This is a genomic window from Bacterioplanes sp. CLAM21, assembly GCF_059641015.1.
Genome location: NZ_CM184929.1, coordinates 3,636,938 through 3,657,129, shown reverse-complemented (window position 1 = coordinate 3,657,129; position 20,192 = coordinate 3,636,938). Strand labels below are relative to the sequence as shown.

Here is a 20,192-nt window from a genome sequence, read left to right as displayed (position 1 = left end):
AAACTTTCCACACTAATGGTGGGTAAGTGACTATTTTGTCATCAAAAATATGCCAGTCATGCAACATATCCTCACCATGGAACGATGAGTCCTTGCTGCTAGGCGAAATCCGACCGTATGATGATGCCGTGTTGATATCAAAGGAAAGCATTACGATGAAGCGTCTTTTAAAATGGACGGGTACGGTCAGCCTGTCGGCACTGGTATTGGCCGTAGGGTTTGCAAGCCATGAATGGTATGCAGAAAAGCCGGTTTACTTGAATAACTATCTTAACCGAGAGTTACTGAAAGAAGCCCTCAAAGAGCCTCAGCAGCTAACCTCGCTGGGCTTTCTCGAAACCGTCGGTATTGATGGCCATAATGCCAAACTGAACGACTTGAGCCCTGAACGCTACGAAGAGCTTCACCAGCGCTTGTTGAAGGGACGAGAGGTGTTGCTGCAGTACGATGACGCGCAGTTGACTGAACAGGAAAAGTTGTCAAAAGCAGTGGCACTGTACTTGGTTGATCAAGAAATCGACGGCTATCGTTTCCGTTTTCATAATTATCCTGTGAACCAGCTGTTTGGCGTGCAAAGTTGGTTTCCTAGTTTTATGGACTCGCAGCATCAGATTACTGACTATGAGTCTGTAGAGCACTATTTATCACGTCTTGCTGCGGTTGATAGCCAGTTCCAGCAGTTATTATTGGGCTTAAAGGAGCGAGAAAAGCGTGGAGTACTTCCACCGCGTTTTGTCGTTGATCGGGTGCTGGATGAAATGTCTGGGTTTGTCGATACTCAACCAAAAGACAATATTTTATACACCTCTTTAGCTAAACGCTTATCCGAATCTGAGGTGGATACGAAAAAACATCAGGCTCTTCTGGCAGCGACCGAGCAAGCTATTCAGTCTCAGGTATATCCTGCTTATCAACGTCTAATTGATTATTTCAGCTCAGTACGCCCTCAAACCACCACCGACGATGGCGTGTGGAAATTGCCTGATGGTGATGAGTACTATCGTTATCAACTAAAAAGTCAAACAACAACAGAGCTGTCACCAGAGCGCATTCATGATATCGGATTGACAGAGGTTGCACGAATTCAGTCGCAAATCATCACTATATTGCAGCAACAAGGCATCAGTGATAGCAATGATTTTTCAACCGCAATCAAAGCATTAGCTGCTCAAGAAGATCAGTACTATCCGGATACTGATGAAGGGCGTGCCAAAATATTGCAGGAATACCGCGATATCATCACTGAAGTTGAATCTAATATGACGGGTGTATTTGGTCGCTTACCTGAAGCCGGGGTTGAGGTCCGTCGGATCCCTGAATTTAAGGAAAAAACGGCTCCAGGTGCTTATTATATGCATCCTTCTATTGATGGTAGTCGTCCGGGACGCTTTTTCGCAAACTTATATGATATTAAAGCAACGCCTAAATATGGCATGCGTACTTTGGCATATCATGAAGCCGTACCGGGCCATCATTTTCAAATAGCTTTGGCAATGGAGGCAGAAGGTATTCCTTTTATTCGCCGTGCGTCACCTTTTACGGCCTTTACTGAAGGTTGGGCTCTATATGCTGAGTATTTGGCTTGGGAAATGGGGATGCAGGAGCAGCCGCTGGATAACGTTGGTCGCTTACAAGCAGAGCTTTTCCGCGCTGTGCGTTTAGTCGTGGATACTGGACTGCATGAGAAGCGTTGGACACGCGAACAGGCCATCGACTATATGGCCGCTAATACAGGCACAGCAATGTCGGATGTGGTGTCTGAAATCGAGCGTTATATTGTTAACCCTGGCCAGGCGACGGCTTATAAAGTCGGTATGATGAAGATTCTAGAACTCAGAGAACGTAGCCGTAAGGCGCTGGGTGATCGGTTTGACTTGGCAGATTTTCACGATGAAATGCTACGCAATGGTGCATTGCCGATGGCGTTGTTAGAAAAAAGTGTAGATCGCTATATAGCTCAGAATTTGCCTGAAAGTCAGCAGCATATCGCTAGCCAAGAGTAAGGAGTAGGGCTCCTTTTCCTACAAAGGAGCCCTTTTATTCGGTCTGAAAATCTATTCTTCTCTAACAGGAGGGTCGTACTTCCCTGCAGAAAAGTCGTCGAAATACTGTTGATACTTACCTGAAGATCGAAATTCAGCTAAGCCTTGGTTGAACTCTTTTAGCAACACTTGACTATTCACAGTACCACGAGGAAAAAGTACATAGCTTTGATTGATTGATACAGGCTTAGGGTGGTGTCTGATAATTCCCTGTAAATGTGAAAGTTGGCGCAGGTTGAAATACCCTACACTTCGCTCCTCTGCAAAGGCGTCAATGTAACCTGCTGCTAGACGCTTTATATTTTGTTCGGTGGTTGAAACGCGTTGCAGAAAAATCGTGCCCTGAGCAATGGCTTTATCCATTTCTTCGCCATAACTGTAAGACAATCCACCGCCCAATTTTTTTTGTGACAGATCTGAATAGGATTGCCAATCGAACGTATCACGTGAGCGATGGAAAAATACAAACACCTCATCCATGACAGCGTCGCTATAGAGGAAATCGAGTTTACGTTCTTGTTTCTCCATCCATACTGCAGTGGCGTCGTGTTTTCCCGCAGCGGCTTCGCGGTAGGCTCTCTCCCAGGGCATAAATTGAAAGCTGACAATGTAGCCACGGGATTGAAAGACATCTTTGATGAGGTGCGCAACATGCCCGTTGTGCTGTTGAGTTTGGGCCAGAAAGGGCGGCCAAGACCCTACTGCAATGCTTAGCTGTTTATCTTCAGCGTGGCTGGGGGCGGCGAGGGCCAGGCTCAGCCATAGCGAGCCAAGGATGGCCCGCCAGGAAAGACATCTGGCGTTAAGCCAGTAACAAATCTTTGGCAATACGACGTGCAGTATCATCATCAGTCACCGCGGCTACAACCCGTAGGGCGAACACCATAGCGGTAGCTGGTCCACGGCTGGTAATGAAGTGGCCGTCTACAATGATGGGCTCGCTGACACACATAGTAGCAGACTCCAGTAGCTGCTCTTCAAAACCAGGATAGCAGGTGGCACGGCGGCCTTGTAACAACCGTTGTGATGCCAACACCACAGCAGGGGACGCGCAAATAGCGGCAATCCACTTTTGCTCGCTGTGCTGTTGGGCCAATATGGCTGCAACCGCCGAATCGTCGGCCAAGTTTTGGGCGCCTGGCATGCCCCCCGGCAGCACCACGGCGTCCCAGGATTGATCGCGACAGTCTTTACTCAGGGCGTCGGCTCTGATGCTGACCCCATGGGCTGCAGTTATTTCGAGATTGTCTCCTACCGCAGCCACCGTGGTATCGACCCCAGCACGACGCAGTACATCAATGCAGCTTAACGCTTCAATTTCTTCACTACCATTGGCGACAAAAACCACCACCTTGGCCATTAAATTCTCCTATTTATTTGCGTGATTGAATTGGCTGTACTCTAGCATTTGCATGCAAGATAGGGAATGAACCGGCGGCGAGTGCCGCCGGCGAGTCGATCAGTTGTGAGTCATGACCAAACTTAGACCAGAGACATTGCGATAGGCATTGATGCCAACATAATAAACTCGGCTAGCAGGTGCTGCTTCGCTGCATTGTTCATTGTTGCCACTGGTATAAGGACGACAGTCGAAATTATCATTATCAGGCTGCTCATCTGCTCGTAAATACAAGTCAGCGTCGCCATAGCCACCGTAGATTTTTACGCTCAGATCCGTTGCACCGCGTGGCAGTTCAACCTTATACATCAGCCATTCACCGCGGCTCATAGACAGGCCTGAGATGGTCTTGCCCGGAACCAGCACAGGAATACCATCACCATCAAGCACCTCGATATTTTTGCGAATGCTATCGGTTAAACCATCATTATCGGTAACCGTTAATGTGACGCTGTAAGTGCCTGCCTTAGCGTAGGTATGGCTAGGGTTGGCATTTTTTGCACTATTACCATCACCAAAGTCCCACTGATAGCTTTCAATAGTACCATCGCGATCGGTACTTAAGTTATTGAAGGTAACACTCAGGGCAGAGATGCTGGTTGAGAAGTCAGCCGTCGGTGCTTTTTGGCCACCATCGCCGCCGTCATTGTCAGGAATGCCATCGAAATAGCTGCTGATTTTGGGCCAGATTTTATCAATTAAAACGCCCTGATTAGGACAGCCGCCAAAGTGGTGCAAGGCAATAACTTTATTGCTGGAGTCAGCTAAAACGGGTGAACCAGAGCTGCCACCAATGGTGTCACACATATAGCCAGTGTCTGTATCTGTTCCACGGCCACCGGTGACGGCAACATCAATTTCACATTGGCCAGAGCTGTTTTGATCAGACTCAATTGATAACTCTTTAGGGTTGCCAGCGCCGTGCTGCGGAATAAAGATACCTTCACCGACCACAGGTTCACGCACGTCTAATCCGTAGTGACCAAATGACTGGATTTGATCAAAGTTATTGACGGTAAACAGGGTAAAATCCAGATCGTAGTCCGTTGCCAGAAGTTCTGCGCCGGTTACTTTGGTGACGGTAGCTACGGTTGTACCATCACAGCTGGTATTTTGATAATTAAACCAAACCTCAGCATTGGCAACTTCAGCAGCAGTGGCAATACAGTGGTTGTTAGTCATAACACGGTTGTCAGCACCAACACGCCAGGCTGTACAGGCACCGCCGCCAAACAATAACTTAGCTGTCGGACGAGTGCGTTCGAACTCGGTTGGATTGGTGTCAGCCCAGCACATCACGTCTCGACGTTCCATTTCACCGCAGGTTGACATTATCGACATGTCGGGGCCACTGGCTAATTCTGCTTCAGAAAATCCCTGCTGAATTTTATCAATGCTGATTTTTACATTGGCATTCCCGACCGGTGTTCCTTCAACTTTAACCAGTACTCGATCGGCACTGATGGACATGGCTGAAAAAGATTGCTCAGTGATGTGAGTAGCCATACTCATCGAGGACGGTTGACTGCCGGAGTAGCGATATAGCTCAGTACCATTACTGTTGCTTATTACCAGAGTCATTCCCTGTGGTAATTGAAACTGATCGAAATGCAGTTTTACAAAGCTGGCACCAGGACGTGTTATTTCCAGCGTGTGCGAACCGTCATTATTCCACCCCGATTGCCAATCATACTGTGCGCTGAATTGGTGATCTTCAGCGACCTTTACCCATTGGGTGTGCAACTCATTGAGTGATTCTGCTTGTACGTTGTTGCCAAGACCTAAAGCCAATACTACTGCGCTTATCCAGGTTGTTTTTTTCATCATTATTCCCTGTATGGTTATACCCCACTTCGATATCCAACAGCTGTATCAGAGGCGTTACGGTTTAAGCTGCCTCACCGGGTAGGTGAGGCAAAAGTCGGTACGGGTGATGTACCTATTGGCCTACCAGTAGCCAAGCATCTTGCCAGGCTCGACCAACTCCGGGGGCATAAGCTGGGTCAGATTTATTGTAAATCCGGCACCACCCAGCGTATGGATAAGGTTTGCATTGATAGATGCGACCGTCTTGCGCTAATACCCGCATACCGGCCGTATAGTCAGAGACCTGATTCGGGTAGACAGAGTCATAGCCGCTACTGTCTGATGTCAGAGTAAATCGATAACTGAATTGTTTGCTGATATTTTCTCTACGCGCGACGACAATTAATTCGTAATCGCCAGGAAGCGGTGAATCTAGCGCGATAGGCAGCTGTAATTGCTGCATTAGACTGCCGCTGCTGCGTGCTACCAGTTGTTGCTGCTGATACAGGCTGATATCCAGATTCAGAGTTTGCTGACTGGTGAAGTCCAGATCCAATGTGAACTGGTTGCCATCAACGCGATAGCTGTCTTGCAAGTTGTTCAGCGTAAGCTCGATCGGAATGGGCTGCTGAGTCTCAAAGCTGATTTCGGCGCGCTTAAAAGTGCTATCAGATGTCACTAAAATATCGTTGTGGCCATCAATCGGAACAATACTGCCAGCAGTGTTTAGGACGCCAGCTTGGACACCGATAGTGCGCTGATTGATCCACTCCGCAAAGCTTTTATTCCAGTTCCCTTGGCCGTTGTATTGCCAGGTAATAGCGTTAACCTGTTGTTGCTGGTCAAACAGGTGCAGCGTTGCTTTGTCTCCGGCCATTAACTGGCGCGCTGGTGAAATATCGCCAATGTCTAGCCACTTAGGTTGATTGTCTTGGATAATATTTACATCAACCACTTGATAAAATGAGTTGACCGTATCACCGACATCCCATACACCTAATAACACATGGTAGCCATGGAGGTTGGCCGGTAAATAACAGTTATGCTGCAGCGGGTTAGCTGGTTTTTGCTGGCGGCCATCATGAGTACAGAATGGGTCGCTGCTAAAACTGGAACGTGTTAGTGGCTCATTCGGGTTCCAGTCTGGCTTAGTAATGAAATAACGAAAGTCCCGGCTCACATGGGGTGCAGTAAATGTCCACTCGATGTTTATTGGACCGCCAGTAATGGCGGTTTTGCTCCAACGGCTGCTGGTCTGAACATCGAGTGGAGAGAATGCAGCGTTTCCGGCACTAGCAATCTTACCATCGTCTGGCCCTGACAAAGGATATCTGTCCGGCCCTTCGACACTTTGAGGTTCCCATTGAATAGCACCACAGTTGTTATTAACACCCGTAGCACACATCTTGCTGCGAGAGGCGGGTTCGGAAATATACCCGTGAGCCTGGGCCAGCGCAGGACTTAAGGTAGAAAAAATGACAGCGCTCACGGCTGCAGTTGATGATAGCCAATGGCGGGATCTAGCCGACATATGTGGCCTCCTTTCCTTGAAGCAAGTTGCTTTGAATTAACCAGCATTGTGTGCTGGGACTGCTTCAGCATATTCAGGTGTTTTTCCTGAACCTAAACAATGAAGGTAAACATTGTTAAAACTGAGAACAGTATCTACAACCAGTGTGTCAGATGCATCCCTCTGACAGGGTATGACCGAACATAGCAGACAATTTCAGACGTTTTTGATTTTTTATGCGTATTTTTTGTAATGGCCTATGTCGCCGCTAGGATTTTTATTTGTCATTTTTTCTGTTAGTTAATATTTCCTAATTTTCAGCCTGTAGTTGATTTCTCTCTTCCATTTATTAATAAATTTTGGCAGCTCAATCGAACTAATGATAATGACGTATGATTCATGTCTGTCAGGAGTGGTCCATGTAGTACTGAGAGATACGAACGTCAGTTATGCCGGTCACTGCGTTGGAGATGATTTGATTAGACCGGACTCTGAAGATTGTTCAGCTGGGTAGGGTTGGGTTGAGTATTGTTCTTCGTAGGCTGGAGACGATCTTTACTACGAACTTTGTTATTAATGATTTTTTGCGTGAACTAGCTCTCGCTCTCATTACGAAGCTTTACACTTGGTTGAATCCCGTCACAGTTTGAAACATTGGCACTACCCATTGAAAGCTAACTGAAAATAATGAGCCTCCCCTTAATTATTCGACGTTAGCCGGAGATGTAGATGTCCAGATTACTCGCGTTGGCGGTCAGCGCCGCCATGCTCAGTGCATGTGGTGGTAGTAGTGATGGCGGTGGCCGTGGTGGTGACAATCCTGGCATCGATACACCTACTCCTGAAACGGGAGATGGTGGCGGTAACCGTCCACCCAAGATGTTGAACAATGACTGGTCTGTTGCTTTGGATGAAAACCTGAGCGTGCAGTTGCCAGCCCAAGACCCAGATGGCGATAAGCTTAAGTTTCGTATTGTTCAGGGCCCTAGTCGTGGCACAGCATCATTAACCGAAGATGGCCAATTGCAGTATCAGCCAAGTGCGACATCTGCTGGTACAGATATCATTATTATCGCCATTTCGGATGGTCAGCTGGAAATCGAAACCAGTATTACTTTTGAATTACAACCCGCGATTGTAGCTCCGCCAATGCCGGAGCCAGAGCCTATTCCAACACCAGAACCAACGCCTGAGCCAAAGCCTGAGCCAAAGCCTGAGCCAAAGCCTGAGCCAAAGCCTGAGCCAAAGCCTGAGCCAAAGCCTGAGCCAAAGCCTGAGCCAAAGCCAGAACCAAAGCCAGAACCAAAGCCTGAGCCAAAGCCAGAACCAAAGCCTGAGCCAAAGCCAGAACCAAAGCCTGAGCCAAAGCCAGAACCTCGCTTTACTGCGATTAATGCCGAAGCGAATGAAGACAATGCCATTCGTCTTAATCTGAACAGTACGGGTCTGACGGCACGTTCTTTTGTAGTGGCCACTGCGCCCAAGAATGGCCAAGCGAATCTGGAAGGCGAGCAATGGCAATACACGCCGGAAGAGAACTTCTTCGGCAGCGATAGCTTCGTATTGGCTGCGCGGGTTGATGGCTCCATCGTACAGCAGCGTATTAACGTCAATATTAAACCGGTTAACGATGTTCCACGCTTGATCAGTCCAAAGAAATCATTGGAAGTGGAATCCAAACGCGTCGTTCGATTGACATTAACAGCGGTTGATGTCGAGAGAAGTGAGCTGACATACAGCCTCAAAACGCCAGCACGTCTTGGTAAAGCGGTGATGGAGCGCAATCAACTGCTATACACAGCGGGCGATAAGGCGGGTAGTGAAGGCCTTACCATTATTGTTAGCGATGGTACTGATCAAGTCGAGCACACACTGACTATTACCGTTAGTGAGCCGGATACAAAAGCTCTGCCACTGCAATTAGTGACGGTTAAGGCGAATACCCGCGAAGATGAAAGCCTGCAGCAACAGCTGCAGACCAGTGGTGGGCTAGAAGAAAAACTGCGCTTTAAGCTACTGACTCAAGGTGCTCATGGTAAAACTGTTTCATTATCTCCAGCGGGTCTACTGCAGTATCAGCCAGAGCAGGATTTTAACGGCGAAGATCAATTGCAGGTTGAAGTGTCCGATGGCGATCAGACGGTACGTGAATGGGTCAGCATTAACGTAAGCTCGGTAAATGATGCGCCTAAACTGGCAGTTGAACGTTTGCAGCTAAACTTAGAAGCAGGTAGCCAAGTTGAACGTACCGTTCAAGTGACGGACGTCGATGGCGACGCTCTGACTCTAGCGCAAGGACAAGCACCGCAAAAAGGTAGCTTAACGATTCAGCCTAACAGTCTCGACTGGAGTTATAAGGCCAATCAAGATGCCAGCGGTGAAGATCGATTTACCTTGCGAGTCAGTGATGGCGTTGCTGTAACCGAAATGCAGGTGAGCCTGTCAATCGAAACGGCGACCTTGCCGGATATTCGCTTCCAGACCTTGAGTGTGAATGAAGATGGCCTGTTAGATGCCATCTTGCAGCCGCAAGGCTCTGGCCTGCCAACTTTAAGCTATGAGATGTTAAGCAATGCCAGTCATGGTGTGGCGCAGTTAACAGCTAATGGTCAGTTGCGCTATCGGCCTGAAGCTAATTTCAACGGTACTGACTCCATCAATGTCACCGTGTCGGCAGTAGGTTACGCCGATAAGGTTGTGGCTGTGCCTGTGCAGGTGGTCGCAGTTAACGACGCTCCGGTATTTAATCTGGCAACTCGCAGTTATGAGGTGAATGCCGGTGAGACGGTACGAGTGAACTTAGTCGCAGCAGATGCCGATGGTGATGCGTTGCAATTTAGCACCCGCAGTCGTGCCAGTTTTGGTCAGATCCGAATTAATAATGATGTCTTGCTCTATACCGCTAATGCAAATGCTGTAGGCGAAGATGTGATTCAGGTTACTGTCAATGATGGTCAAGCCAGCGACCAAGTTGAACTGCGCTTTGATGTTCAGCCAGTATCTGGTTTGCCAGCAGGTGACGACCCGCTATATTCGCAGCAATGGCATATTAACAACACAGGGCAAAATGCCTATGCCTGGACATCCGGTACTGCAGGGCACGACGTGCGCGCTGAACCTGTGCATCGGTTAGGTTTACTGGGTGAAGGTATCAAGGTTGCTGTGGTCGATAGCGGCATGGAAATCAACCATCCGGACCTGCGTGACAACGTTGTCGCCGGACGTTCTTACGACTTTGTGAATAATGACTCCGACCCAACCCCACCTCTGAACGCGGCAAACCCATCGGGGGGAGATCACGGCACTTCGGTCGCGGGCCTGATTGCTGCGCGCGGCTTTAATGGTATTGGTGGTCGTGGTGTGGCTCCTTACGCAGAGCTGCTGGGCTTCAATTACCTGAAACATCAAGGCTGGGACTCTTGGAAAGAAGTTCATGGTGGTATTAGAACCGACGATGTGCTGGTCATTAATATGAGCTACGGCTCCGATGATATCCGTGCAGGCCAGGGTCCTTACTTTGGCTATGAGGCTCGGCGCAGACAGGTTACCACCAACAACAATGGTGGCCGTGGTGTAGCCTTTATTAAATCCGCTGGTAACTCCTTTAAAGATATTCGAGTAAGCGGATATAACTTTAATGGGCGTGAGGCTGTTTCGATAACGGGTACTAACCCTAACTTGACCGACCATGTGGCGAATACCAGTGGTGATAACTCAAGTTTTTATTACACCGTCGTGTCGGCGCTGGCGGCTGATGCTGATACACCGTTATCGTCTTACTCGTCCGTTGGTTCATCTATTTGGGTATCCTCACCGGGCGGTGAATATGGTTTCCGTGCTCCGGCAATGATCACCACGGATATCTCTGGATGTACTCATGGTTACTCGCGTAATCAAGGTTTTAACGGCCAAGCCTCCGCAGATAACTCAAACTGTGACTACACCTCAACCTTCAATGGTACTTCGTCTGCTGCGCCGGTAACGTCGGGAGTAGCAGCGTTGATTTTCGAAGCTAATGATCAGCTGACCTGGCGTGATGTAAAACATATCATGGCCGTGACTGCACGTAAGATCGACGATGACTTTGTTCCAGTCGAAGTGGATCTGGGCAATGGCAGTCGCTTTGTGGCTGAGCCTGGTTGGGTGCAAAACGCTGCTGGCCATTGGTTCCATAACTGGTATGGCTTTGGCATGGTAAATGCGCAAGCCGCGGTTAACCTTGCACGTTCGGTAGACTATGAGCTGCTGCCGGATTACCAAATTATTGACTTTGTTGATAGCGCGAATACAACGTCCGAAGACATTCCAGACGGAAGTGCCGTTGGCAGAGAAAAGACCATTGTGATCAATGACGATATTACGGTAGAAGCCATTCAAGTGCGTTTTTCGGCAACTTATGGGCGGGATGCTGACTTGGCCGTCATTGTACGTTCGCCAAGTGGCACAGAGTCCATGGTGTTGCAGCCACGCAGTATGCTGGTGGCAGATCAGAGCAGCAATGTGGCAGCGGACTTCAACAACACGGTATTACTGAGCAATGCATTTTATGGTGAATCGGCACAAGGGCAATGGACAGTGCGACTGGTAGACACCAATAGTGGTGACTTCCGCTTCCAGGCTGAACTGCTGAATAACACAGGTACAGATACTGACAGTGTGGTGCTGACTGCTAGTAATCCAACCAAGTTGGCTACGTTTGATAAAGCAGCCATCAAAATATACGGCCATTAAGGAGTGAGTATGAAAGCGATCATCGCTGGGTTTATTGGCTTGACTTTATTTGGCCAAGCAACAGCCACTGAAATTGAAAATCAGGGCTGGGTATTTGAGTTACCCAAAGAAGACGTGCAGCAATCAGACAAGCCCGCTGCGCGCAGTCATCAATCCGGCAAGCGCAGTGCGCCGGTATTGTTACCGGGTACCAAGGTGGTTGAAAAGCAGCGTGGCCAAACTGGTACCATAGGTAATAGCCTGATGCTGAAAGTAAACGGTGATATCAGTGCTCACTTGGGTCGGGATGTTGAGGTTTCTGACTTTGGTGAAGGTGTGATGATGCTGACTTACCCGGATGACACGGATATGTGGGCGGAAAAGCAACGACTAGAGCGTTTGGAAAATGTTTTAATCGTGGAAATCGATGTGATTACCGAGCGCTACAAAGCTCAATAATCCATCCAAGGGGCCATATTGGCCCCTTTTTTGTTGTGCCTCAGTCTGTAATTTCAGTGTCACTGCTGGACAAGTCTTGTTGTTTTATCACTTTATGCTCATCTTCGCTGCGGCCTTGCTTCCAATAACTGCTGAGGTAGGTTTGATGGCGTGGCAACTGCAATTGCTGGCGTACAAACTGACGTATGGCGCGCATCTGATCAAACTCACAAGCGACCCAAACCGCTAGATCCTGTGTCAATTCAAGGCTTTGAATCTTAGTGAGCAAATCTGCCTTATCGTGCAACCAATGCAGCGTGATACTCGCTGGGTGGCGCAGTGGCAGCTGGTCTGCTGTCTCGGGTACTGCAATCACCGCATGCCCTTGAGCATCATCGGGTAAGTTCTCTAGATGTGCACTGATGGCGGGTAAGGCGGTCATGTCTCCGGCCAGTAAATAGCCGCTCGCGGCTGCAGGAGATTTAGCAGGCCCAGGGCCTGCAATCATGATGTGGCTACCAACTTCAGCCTGGGCTGCCCAGCGGCTGGCGGGTCCACTGTGTTGTTGATCGCCATGCAGCATAACATCAACGTCGAGTTGCTGTTGTTGCGGTCGCAGTCGGCGAATAGTGTAGGTGCGCATTAGTGGACGTATACCATCCTCTGGTAACTGCTGTAACGCCTGCCCATCAGCACTAAAACACAACTTAAAATAGCCGCCGTCGCTATTGTTGGGCCAATGCTGCAGTACCTCTCCCGCCAGTGTCAGGCGTCGCATGCTGGGGCTTAGTAAGCGGTTCTCCACCACACTTAGTAAATGGAATTTTGGGGCTTTACTCATTATGGTTCCTGCTGCTAATGCAATCGAGAATCATTATCGTATCTGGGTTGCTGTTTGTGAACCCGTGCGGTTGGAACACTATGTTGTCAGTTATCAGCAGCCTGGCACCGAGCTATGGTTCAATAAGAAATCGGCAAAGGTGCGGTTGGCTCGCGACAGGTAGCCTTCTTTGCGCCAGGCCAGCGATAAATGCAGCCATACCGGTTCGGCAAAGGGACGAGTAATCAGCCCATCGTTGTCAGCGATTACCATAGGCAGCAAGGTGGAAACACCAAAACCTTGTCGAACCATGGTTTTGATCAAGGTGATCAAGTTGGTTTCAACACTGATCTTGGGCTGAAAGCCACCGTCCTTGGCCATACGCTCAACCACTTTGCGATGAAAGAACCCTTCTTTAAACAGCAGCAAATCCTGAGCAAAAAAGTCTTCAGAAGCGATACTTTGCTGACGTGAAAACGGGTGATCCTGAGCACAAGTCACCAGCATCTGTTCACTGAGGAATCGCTCTGCGTGTAAAGCCGGTGGGCAGTGTTCATCGACAATCACTGCCAAATCTAGCTCGCCCTGAATTAACAGCTGGCGTAAGCGATCAGTACCGGCATCGATGACCGATAGGCTGAGTTGGGGGTAACGATGGCGAAATGCCATAAATATCGGCGGGAAATAATAGGAGCCCAGCATGCTGGACACGCCAACCCGCACCTGCCCCTGCTGCAGCCCCTTCAGTTCTGCCATCTCTAGCAGCGCATCTTCACTGGCCTGAAGGATGCGCTCAGCATGGGCGTAGAGGTGTCTGCCTTCGTCGGTCAGGGTAACGCGACGCTCTCGGCGATGTAGCAAGATGAGTTCAAGTTCATCTTCTAACTTGCGTATTGCCATGCTTAAGGCCGGCTGAGCCAGATGTAATTGCTGTGCGGCCCGGGTAAAGCTACCGGCATCGGCCACGGCTTTAAAATAGCGCAGACTGCGTACATCCATAAGAAATCTTTATGGTTATTGTAATTAGTATATATTTAACTGATTTTACCTGAATTGCTACTATTACCGCTCTCAGGAGTATGTGATATGAGCAGTTCACCCGCTTGCCATCGACACAGCCCTAACGTGGGCATGTCTAGCCAAAGTTTCTGGCCAGCCACTCTGGCGCTAGGACTGGGTTCATTTGTTGTATTTGCCAATCTATATCTGACACAGCCAATGTTGCCGTATTTAGTGCAGCATTTTGGCATATCGCCGCTACTGGCCGGGCAGACGTTCACGATCACAACCGCGACACTGGCACTGTCACTGTTATTCTTTGGTCCATTATCGGACGCCGTTGGTCGGCGTTGGCTGATGTTATCGACCGCTGCGCTGGCTATCGTATGTACGCTGGCGTTGAGCTGGGTCGAATCACTGTCGTCAATGTTGGCTTGGCGTGCGTTACAAGGGATTTGTCTGGCAGGGTTGCCGGCGATTGCCTTAGCGTATATGCGCGAGGAGTTGGATCCCAGTGCTTTTCGCATTGCCGTTGGAGTTTATATCAGTGCCAACTCATTGGGCGGTATTGGCGGGCGTTTAATGGGTGGTTTTTTTATTGAACATTTTTCGCTGCATGAATCTTTTGCACTGATGGCCAGTGTTAGTGTCATTTTATTGTTGCCCGTTGTGTACTTTTTGCCTTCTTCTGAGCATTTTAAACGCCAGCCTTTTCGCCCAAAGAAAATGCTTGTGGATATCGCTGGCCATTTACGTAATCGTCAGTTACTGCTGGCTTATCTGGTAGGTGGACTGAATTTCTTTATTTTTGTTAATCAATTCAGTTACGCCACGTTTCGCTTGTCAGAAGAACCTTACTCTCTTCCACCTTCGGCGTTGGGTATGCTGTTTCTGACCTATCTGTCTGGCACGGTTGCAGCCGCGTTCAGCGGGCGTTTGTTCCGACGTATGTCTCCACCTCAAGTAATGGTTATGGGTATCGTTCTGTTAATGTTGGGCTCGCTGATAACTCTTAGCCATTCTCTATGGTGGATTGTCGCTGGTTTTTTGATCAATGCTCTGGGGTTTTTCATTGCTCACACCAATGCTAGCGCTTGGGTCAGTCGGCAAGCTGAAAGGGCGCCAGCGACAGCTTCTTCCGTCTATTTGGTTTGTTATTATCTCGGAGCCAGTAGCGGGGGTTATTATTTGGATCCTTTCTGGCACTGGGCTGGCTGGTCTGGAGTCGTGATGGCGTCGCTACTTATTTTGTTTGTCAGTCTTTTTCTGGCCCTGCGTTTAGGGCATAACAGTGCTGAGCCTGTCAGTTGAGTCATTGCATGTACGTCGATTGAAGTTAAAAAAGGATGTTGTTGAACATCGGATTAGGATAGTGTGCTGATCTTGAATACTAATTAGATGATCAGCATGAGTTTGCCTGACCTTTCTCGCCTACAAACTAGCTTACTAGAGGCTGCTTACATTCCATCTGCTTGGCAGCAATTTGCTGAATTGATGGTAGAAGAATTTCAATTACATGTATGCCATTTATTCATTATCAATAAGCGTAGTTTTGCTATTCGTTTCCACGTCGATGGCGGTAATCGCATTCCTACTGCGTTGGCAGAACAATATGTACAGCAAAATATTCACAATGATTACTTGCTGAGCCGACTGATGCATGGTGAGCGAGATCGCTTTCATAGTATTAGTCAGGCACCAGATCGTGATCTGTTTTTTTCTAGTCAGCACTATCAGCAATGGGTTGCACCCCAGGGGCTACGTGATTCTGCGGGGGCGTGTATTTATCAATCGGAGGACTGGCTAGGAATAATCATGTGTAATAGGCATGAGCGCCATGGGGATTTTACTGTTTCTCAATTGGCAGCATTTAATCAGCTACTTCCCCAGTTGAAAAAATCGGCTGAGCGCGCCTTTGGAGAGCAGGAAAACGCAGACATTCGCTTAGCAGCTTTGGTACATACATTTAGAATCCCCGTCTGTATATTGACCGAAACGGGTAAAATCTGTGCGAAAAATCGGCCGATGCAAGACTTTATTGAGCAGCAGTCAGCATTGCACTGTGAGCAGGGGTGTTTAAGGGTGGCCGATCGTCGCCAGGAGCATTTGCTGTATATAGGGTTGATGCAGGCGGCAAAACGCTGTGAAGGATACCATTTAAATATTGAAGCCGCAGAACAAATTGAACTGATACCAGGGATCACTGCAGCTTATCAGCCTTTATTGCTGCCAAATAGTGATCAAGCTGTGGGGATCATGCTATACCTGCTTGGGCCTACGCTAATTCGTCCACTGCCAACAGGGCGCCTCATGGCACTGTTTTCGTTAAGTGCTAAAGAAGCCTCGATTAGTCAACGCTTGGCTATGGGGGTCAGTGTCAAAGAAGTTGCTGACAATGATTGCATATCGATCAATACGGTGAAGTTTCACATTAAAAATATATTTAGAAAAACAGGCTGCAGCAGTCAGATGGCTCTGGTTAACTTACTTAATAGTGTGCCTTATAGCGAATCTTGGTTTGAATGATGTCGTGGGTTGGCTCGTTATGAAAATTTCAACTGTGCTCTAATTAATTTGTCGAACTGTTCTGGCTCGCAACGTGATATATGAGTATATTTGCAGGCTATTTTATACAGAAGAAAGTTTGATAGTAGCAGCATAGTCCTATGCATTCTGACTACTTGATTCGCTGGAGTTATTGTGAATTACCAAGATCAAAGCCTTTGCCGTGTACGCACTGTGACCACTTTTATTAATTTGACCCGGGACAAAACCTTGTGGCTCGATGAAATAATGAAAGCGGCACGATTTTGCGCGCAAGCGACTCAAGCACTACAGCAAAGTGGTTATGACGTGCAATCGGTTCGTGTTGTCACCAATGCCTTTGGTGAATATCTCGATACCAGTAGTTTGCTGTCTGCGCAGCAGGATATGGCCCAGCTACAGCAGCTGTTAACCCGCTTAGATACGGGTGGGGTGCGTTTGCGCTTTGCCATCGGTGAAGCGAAAACCGCTAGCGAGATCGCTATGTTACCAGAGCTGATCCAACAGTTCGGCGATTTGTGCAATGTCTGCGTTAACGTTGCGGCTGATGAGCTGGGCCTACTCGACGATGAGTGCATTCAGCAGTGTGCGGAATCTGTTATTCGGATCAGTGAGTTAACGGAGCAGGGTGAAGGTAATTTTAACTTCACCGTTAACTTTAATTGCAAGCCCCTGATCCCTTACTTTCCTGCCAGTTATCATCAGTCATCATTGGGGCGACAATACGTTATCGGACTGGAAACCCCGGACCTTTTGCTGGCGGTACTTGAGCAGTACAACCAACAGCCACAAGGTAGCTATCAGCAGCAGATGCAAGGACGCTTTGACGTTATGCGACAGGCACTGCAGTACCATGTGGATGCGATTCATGGTTGCTTGCTTGATGCTCAGCTGGATAGCGATTTCCATTGTGCTGGTTTCGACAGCTCTGCAGCGCCGTCGAAAAATTGTGCCAGCATGGCCAGTTTGTATGAGCAGCTGGGGGTGGAGTATTTTGGCGCAGCTGGCAGTGTTGAGGCATCGGCGCTATTGACGCGTGTGTTTAAGTCGATATCGGGTGTTGATCTGGTTGGTTTTTCCGGTTTAATGCTGGCGCTGACAGAAGACTTGGGGCTGGCGCAAGGTTCCATCGCCGATCATTTTGATATTCGTGCCTTGCTGTCTTATAGCGCTGTGTGCGGGATTGGTCTTGATACTGTGCCCATTCCGGGCGATACCCCGGCGGGTAAAATAGCCGCGTTAATGCGTGATACCGGTACCTTGGCATTTAGGCTGAATAAGCCATTAACCGTCAGAGTATTCCCCGTTCCCGGATTAACAGCAGGTGATATGACGCAATTTAGTAGTGATGATCTGTGTAACTGCGCGGTGTTGGCGGTACCTTGAGTGCTTAAAAGCTCTAAGACAGCAGCCGTAACACATCCGAGGCATTGGCGTTAGCTTGGGATTGGCTGCTGATTTGAGCCTGTTGCAGTATTTGCTCACGTACCCGTTGTGATGCAGCATTGGCCAAGTCGGCATCCTCAATACGGCTGCGTGCCGCCTGTGCACTCTCATTTTGCTGGCGAAGGTTTTCAAGGCTTGAATCAATGCGGTTGCTGACAGCACCCAGTTCGCTTCGACGATCGTTGATGGTTTGCTGCAGGGCGCTCAGGTTGGTGAGGTTGTTACTGCTATCTGAGCTACTAAAGTCCAATTCAGCCAGCTGCTGTTCGATGGCCTCTGCGTCATTGTTGGCCTTCAGGTAGATCGCATCACCCGCTTGGTCACCGAGTTGAAAGCTTAATTCGCTGCTTTCCTGCTGGCGCTGAAACAGCGGCCGACCGTTAAACTGGCTTTGCTGCAAGGTATCTTGAATTTGTGCACTGACTTGCTCTGCTTCACGCGCCAGCGCTTGGCGATCAGAGTCGTTTAATATGCCGTTGCCTTGTTGTAAGGCCAGTTCTTGTAAGCGCTGAATATTGTCACTGATGCCACTTAGTGCGCCATCTTCGGTTTGTATAAACGACTGTGCATCTAAGCCGTTTCTTAGCGCCTGTTGAGTGGCGTTGATATCGCTGCTAAACCGGGTAGCGATGGCTAAACCGGCAGCGTCATCTGCAGCACTGTTGATACGTTTGCCGGAAGCGATTTGCTGTAGGCTGCGACTGTTGCGGTTGTCGGCCGTCACCAGTGATGATGTGGAAGATCCAGGCAAGATAGAGGTCATGATCTGCTCCCATGCAGGCTACTCGTATAGGTTAACGACAGCTGAGCTTGGCTGTCACGAGTTGTGGAAAAAAGGCAGGTATCACTCTGTAAAGCAGCGCTATGGGTGGCGCTACGATCACAGGCTGTCATACCAAGGGCGTTACCTAGTTTTGATAAGGCAGTTGAAAGATGTTGGATGCACAAATACTCGCTACTTGCTTGCAGGACGAAACGATCGAGCTGTTACCACCGTCAAAGGCCTGGCTGGAGCCATTGTGGCAAGCAGTGGAAGAGAGTCGCAGCGAACTGGGTGAGTTTCTCGACTGGGTGCCTTTAATGCGTGATCCTGCGCAGTTGGCCCAAAACATGACGCGAGCGGAACAGAATTTTGCCGAGCAAAAAGAAGAACTTCGTTATTTGATTATCAGCAAGTCCAGTCAGGAATTTCTCGGTTTAATCGGGCTGCATATTCGGGATATTCAGGTACCCTATTACGAGATGGGATATTGGCTTAGAGCCTCGGCAACTGGGCAGGGGATCATGACAAGGGCGGTATCGTTACTCAGTGAATTTGCCCTGCAAAGGTTGAAAGCGAGCCGGTTGGAAATTCGCACAGCAGCCAGCAATCGTCGCAGTGCTGATGTTGCATTGCGCTGCGGATATAAATTAGAGGCCAGATTAAGCCAGCATAGACGGCTGCCGAATGGTCAGTTAGACGACACCTTGATTTTTATTAAGTCATTCGGCCAAGGCTGAAGAAAATGCGCTCGAGAGCACTTAAATCTGTATGATTTACCCAGCGAGAAAATGTTGATGTGAGTGTATGAATTTAGTGTCGTTTGACGCTGCATTGATATTGGTATGGGGTTAAACCATAAACCAGTTTAAAACGCCGGTTTAGGTGGCTTTGATCACTAAAGCCAAATAAGCTGGCAGTTTCATCAATTGGCATGCCCAAGGCTAATGCGTGACGTGCACGATTAACTCGAGTATTAATAATGTATTGATGGGGCGTCATGCCCATTTGGCGACGAAATAAACGGATAAAATGATATTTAGAAACATGGACCTGGTTGGCTATATCATCAAGTGACAACGATGCTGTTAGGTTGTCATGAATATAATCTTGGGCAATGGTTAAAATGTGATCGACCCGGCGGGTACGGGTGTCTGGCTGATAAACCCCGTAGCGTTGCGCAATGCCGGCAGCTAAGCGATACAGGCTGTGCTCTATGTGCAAGGTTTGCTGCATTGGCTGCATCAACTGCTGGGATAAATCCATGACCAGTCTTTGCATCATGTTGTCGTGGATCAGGGTTTCTGTCATACGAAAATGTTGTGCATGCTCAACACCCGCTGCAGCTAACATAGGTCTGAACTGCTCAGGGTGAATATACAGCATGTTATACAGGAGCGCCTGGTCGACTGGGGCTTCACCATCGTGCACCTGCTCAGGGTTGAAGAGCATAATATTTCCTGGCTGGCTGCGATTAAATGTGCCAGCAGAAAAGTACTCTTGCTGCCCTGCCAAAGTAACGCCAATGGCAAACTCTTCATGAGCATGGCGGCCATAGCTAAAACCATGCATCTCCACTTGCATCACAGTGACATTGGGTAGCTCTTTAGAGCTGTGAAACTGAAAGCGGTTTTCCTGTTGGCTTGAAGACGTCATGACGTCCCCCTGAGCATAAGTCACTGGGTCAGCTTAACGTAACATGCCGTTTCTTGCTTGAA

At 48.6% G+C, this 20,192-nt stretch carries 15 protein-coding genes; 7 read left to right on the top strand and 8 right to left on the bottom strand.

The features are described 5' to 3' along the window. Positions 1 to 155 precede the first annotated feature (155 nt). Entirely contained in the window at positions 156 to 2,003 is a 1,848-nt protein-coding gene (locus tag AC55FS_RS16675; protein WP_496933399.1) for a DUF885 domain-containing protein, read from the top strand. A gap of 51 nt (positions 2,004 to 2,054) precedes the next feature. On the opposite strand, the gene AC55FS_RS16670 is transcribed toward AC55FS_RS16675, so the two are convergent. From AC55FS_RS16670 to gbpA, 4 genes are all read right to left on the bottom strand, one after another. Next, complete coding sequence (locus AC55FS_RS16670; RefSeq protein WP_496933398.1) at positions 2,055 to 2,891, bottom strand: substrate-binding periplasmic protein; 837 nt, start codon at positions 2,889 to 2,891, stop codon at positions 2,055 to 2,057. Next, the gene (locus AC55FS_RS16665; protein ID WP_496933397.1) at positions 2,845 to 3,402 is read right to left on the bottom strand and encodes a DJ-1 family glyoxalase III; all 558 of its coding nucleotides are present in this window, start codon (positions 3,400 to 3,402) and stop codon (positions 2,845 to 2,847) included. The genes AC55FS_RS16670 and AC55FS_RS16665 overlap by 47 nt, the downstream gene beginning before the upstream one ends. 99 nt (positions 3,403 to 3,501) lie before the next feature. Beyond that, positions 3,502 to 5,265 (bottom strand): PKD domain-containing protein, encoded by a 1,764-nt coding sequence (locus tag AC55FS_RS16660; RefSeq protein WP_496933396.1) that lies wholly within the window; start codon positions 5,263 to 5,265, stop codon positions 3,502 to 3,504. Positions 5,266 to 5,380: 115 nt separating this feature from the next. After that, positions 5,381 to 6,778, bottom strand: a complete 1,398-nt coding sequence (gene gbpA, locus AC55FS_RS16655; protein ID WP_496933395.1) for an N-acetylglucosamine-binding protein GbpA — start codon at positions 6,776 to 6,778, stop codon at positions 5,381 to 5,383. A 708-nt stretch (positions 6,779 to 7,486) separates the two neighbouring features. Here gbpA and AC55FS_RS16650 point away from each other — a divergent pair. Next, positions 7,487 to 11,488, top strand: coding sequence for a tandem-95 repeat protein (locus tag AC55FS_RS16650; protein WP_496933394.1), 4,002 nt, complete (start codon positions 7,487 to 7,489; stop codon positions 11,486 to 11,488). 9 nt (positions 11,489 to 11,497) lie between these two features. Continuing rightward, positions 11,498 to 11,926 (top strand): hypothetical protein, encoded by a 429-nt coding sequence (locus tag AC55FS_RS16645; RefSeq protein WP_496933392.1) that lies wholly within the window; start codon positions 11,498 to 11,500, stop codon positions 11,924 to 11,926. Between the two features lie 40 nt (positions 11,927 to 11,966). Here the strand turns inward: AC55FS_RS16645 and AC55FS_RS16640 are convergent, their stop codons facing one another. Together AC55FS_RS16640 and AC55FS_RS16635 are read right to left on the bottom strand one after the other, a co-directional pair. Continuing rightward, complete coding sequence (locus AC55FS_RS16640) at positions 11,967 to 12,746, bottom strand: siderophore-interacting protein (RefSeq protein ID WP_496933390.1); 780 nt, start codon at positions 12,744 to 12,746, stop codon at positions 11,967 to 11,969. Positions 12,747 to 12,839: 93 nt separating this feature from the next. Next, on the bottom strand, positions 12,840 to 13,724 hold the full coding sequence (locus AC55FS_RS16635; protein ID WP_496933389.1) for a LysR family transcriptional regulator: 885 nt from the start codon (positions 13,722 to 13,724) through the stop codon (positions 12,840 to 12,842). A gap of 87 nt (positions 13,725 to 13,811) precedes the next feature. On the opposite strand from AC55FS_RS16635, the gene AC55FS_RS16630 reads away from it, so the two are divergent. From AC55FS_RS16630 to AC55FS_RS16620, 3 genes are all read left to right on the top strand, one after another. Further along, positions 13,812 to 15,035, top strand: coding sequence for an MFS transporter (locus AC55FS_RS16630; protein WP_496933388.1), 1,224 nt, complete (start codon positions 13,812 to 13,814; stop codon positions 15,033 to 15,035). A gap of 96 nt (positions 15,036 to 15,131) precedes the next feature. Then, a complete protein-coding gene (locus AC55FS_RS16625; protein ID WP_496933387.1) occupies positions 15,132 to 16,250 on the top strand; it encodes a helix-turn-helix transcriptional regulator in 1,119 nt (372 codons plus the stop codon). 174 nt (positions 16,251 to 16,424) lie between these two features. Continuing rightward, entirely contained in the window at positions 16,425 to 17,654 is a 1,230-nt protein-coding gene (locus tag AC55FS_RS16620) for a DUF711 family protein (RefSeq protein WP_496933386.1), read from the top strand. Positions 17,655 to 17,667: 13 nt separating this feature from the next. On the opposite strand, the gene AC55FS_RS16615 is transcribed toward AC55FS_RS16620, so the two are convergent. Continuing rightward, positions 17,668 to 18,477, bottom strand: a complete 810-nt coding sequence (locus AC55FS_RS16615) for a flagellin (RefSeq protein ID WP_496933385.1) — start codon at positions 18,475 to 18,477, stop codon at positions 17,668 to 17,670. A 170-nt stretch (positions 18,478 to 18,647) separates the two neighbouring features. On the opposite strand from AC55FS_RS16615, the gene AC55FS_RS16610 reads away from it, so the two are divergent. After that, positions 18,648 to 19,214, top strand: a complete 567-nt coding sequence (locus AC55FS_RS16610) for a GNAT family N-acetyltransferase (protein WP_496933384.1) — start codon at positions 18,648 to 18,650, stop codon at positions 19,212 to 19,214. A 73-nt stretch (positions 19,215 to 19,287) separates the two neighbouring features. Here AC55FS_RS16610 and AC55FS_RS16605 read toward each other — a convergent pair whose 3' ends face one another. After that, the gene (locus tag AC55FS_RS16605; RefSeq protein ID WP_496933383.1) at positions 19,288 to 20,130 is read right to left on the bottom strand and encodes an AraC family transcriptional regulator; all 843 of its coding nucleotides are present in this window, start codon (positions 20,128 to 20,130) and stop codon (positions 19,288 to 19,290) included. Between the last annotated feature and the right edge of the window lie 62 nt (positions 20,131 to 20,192).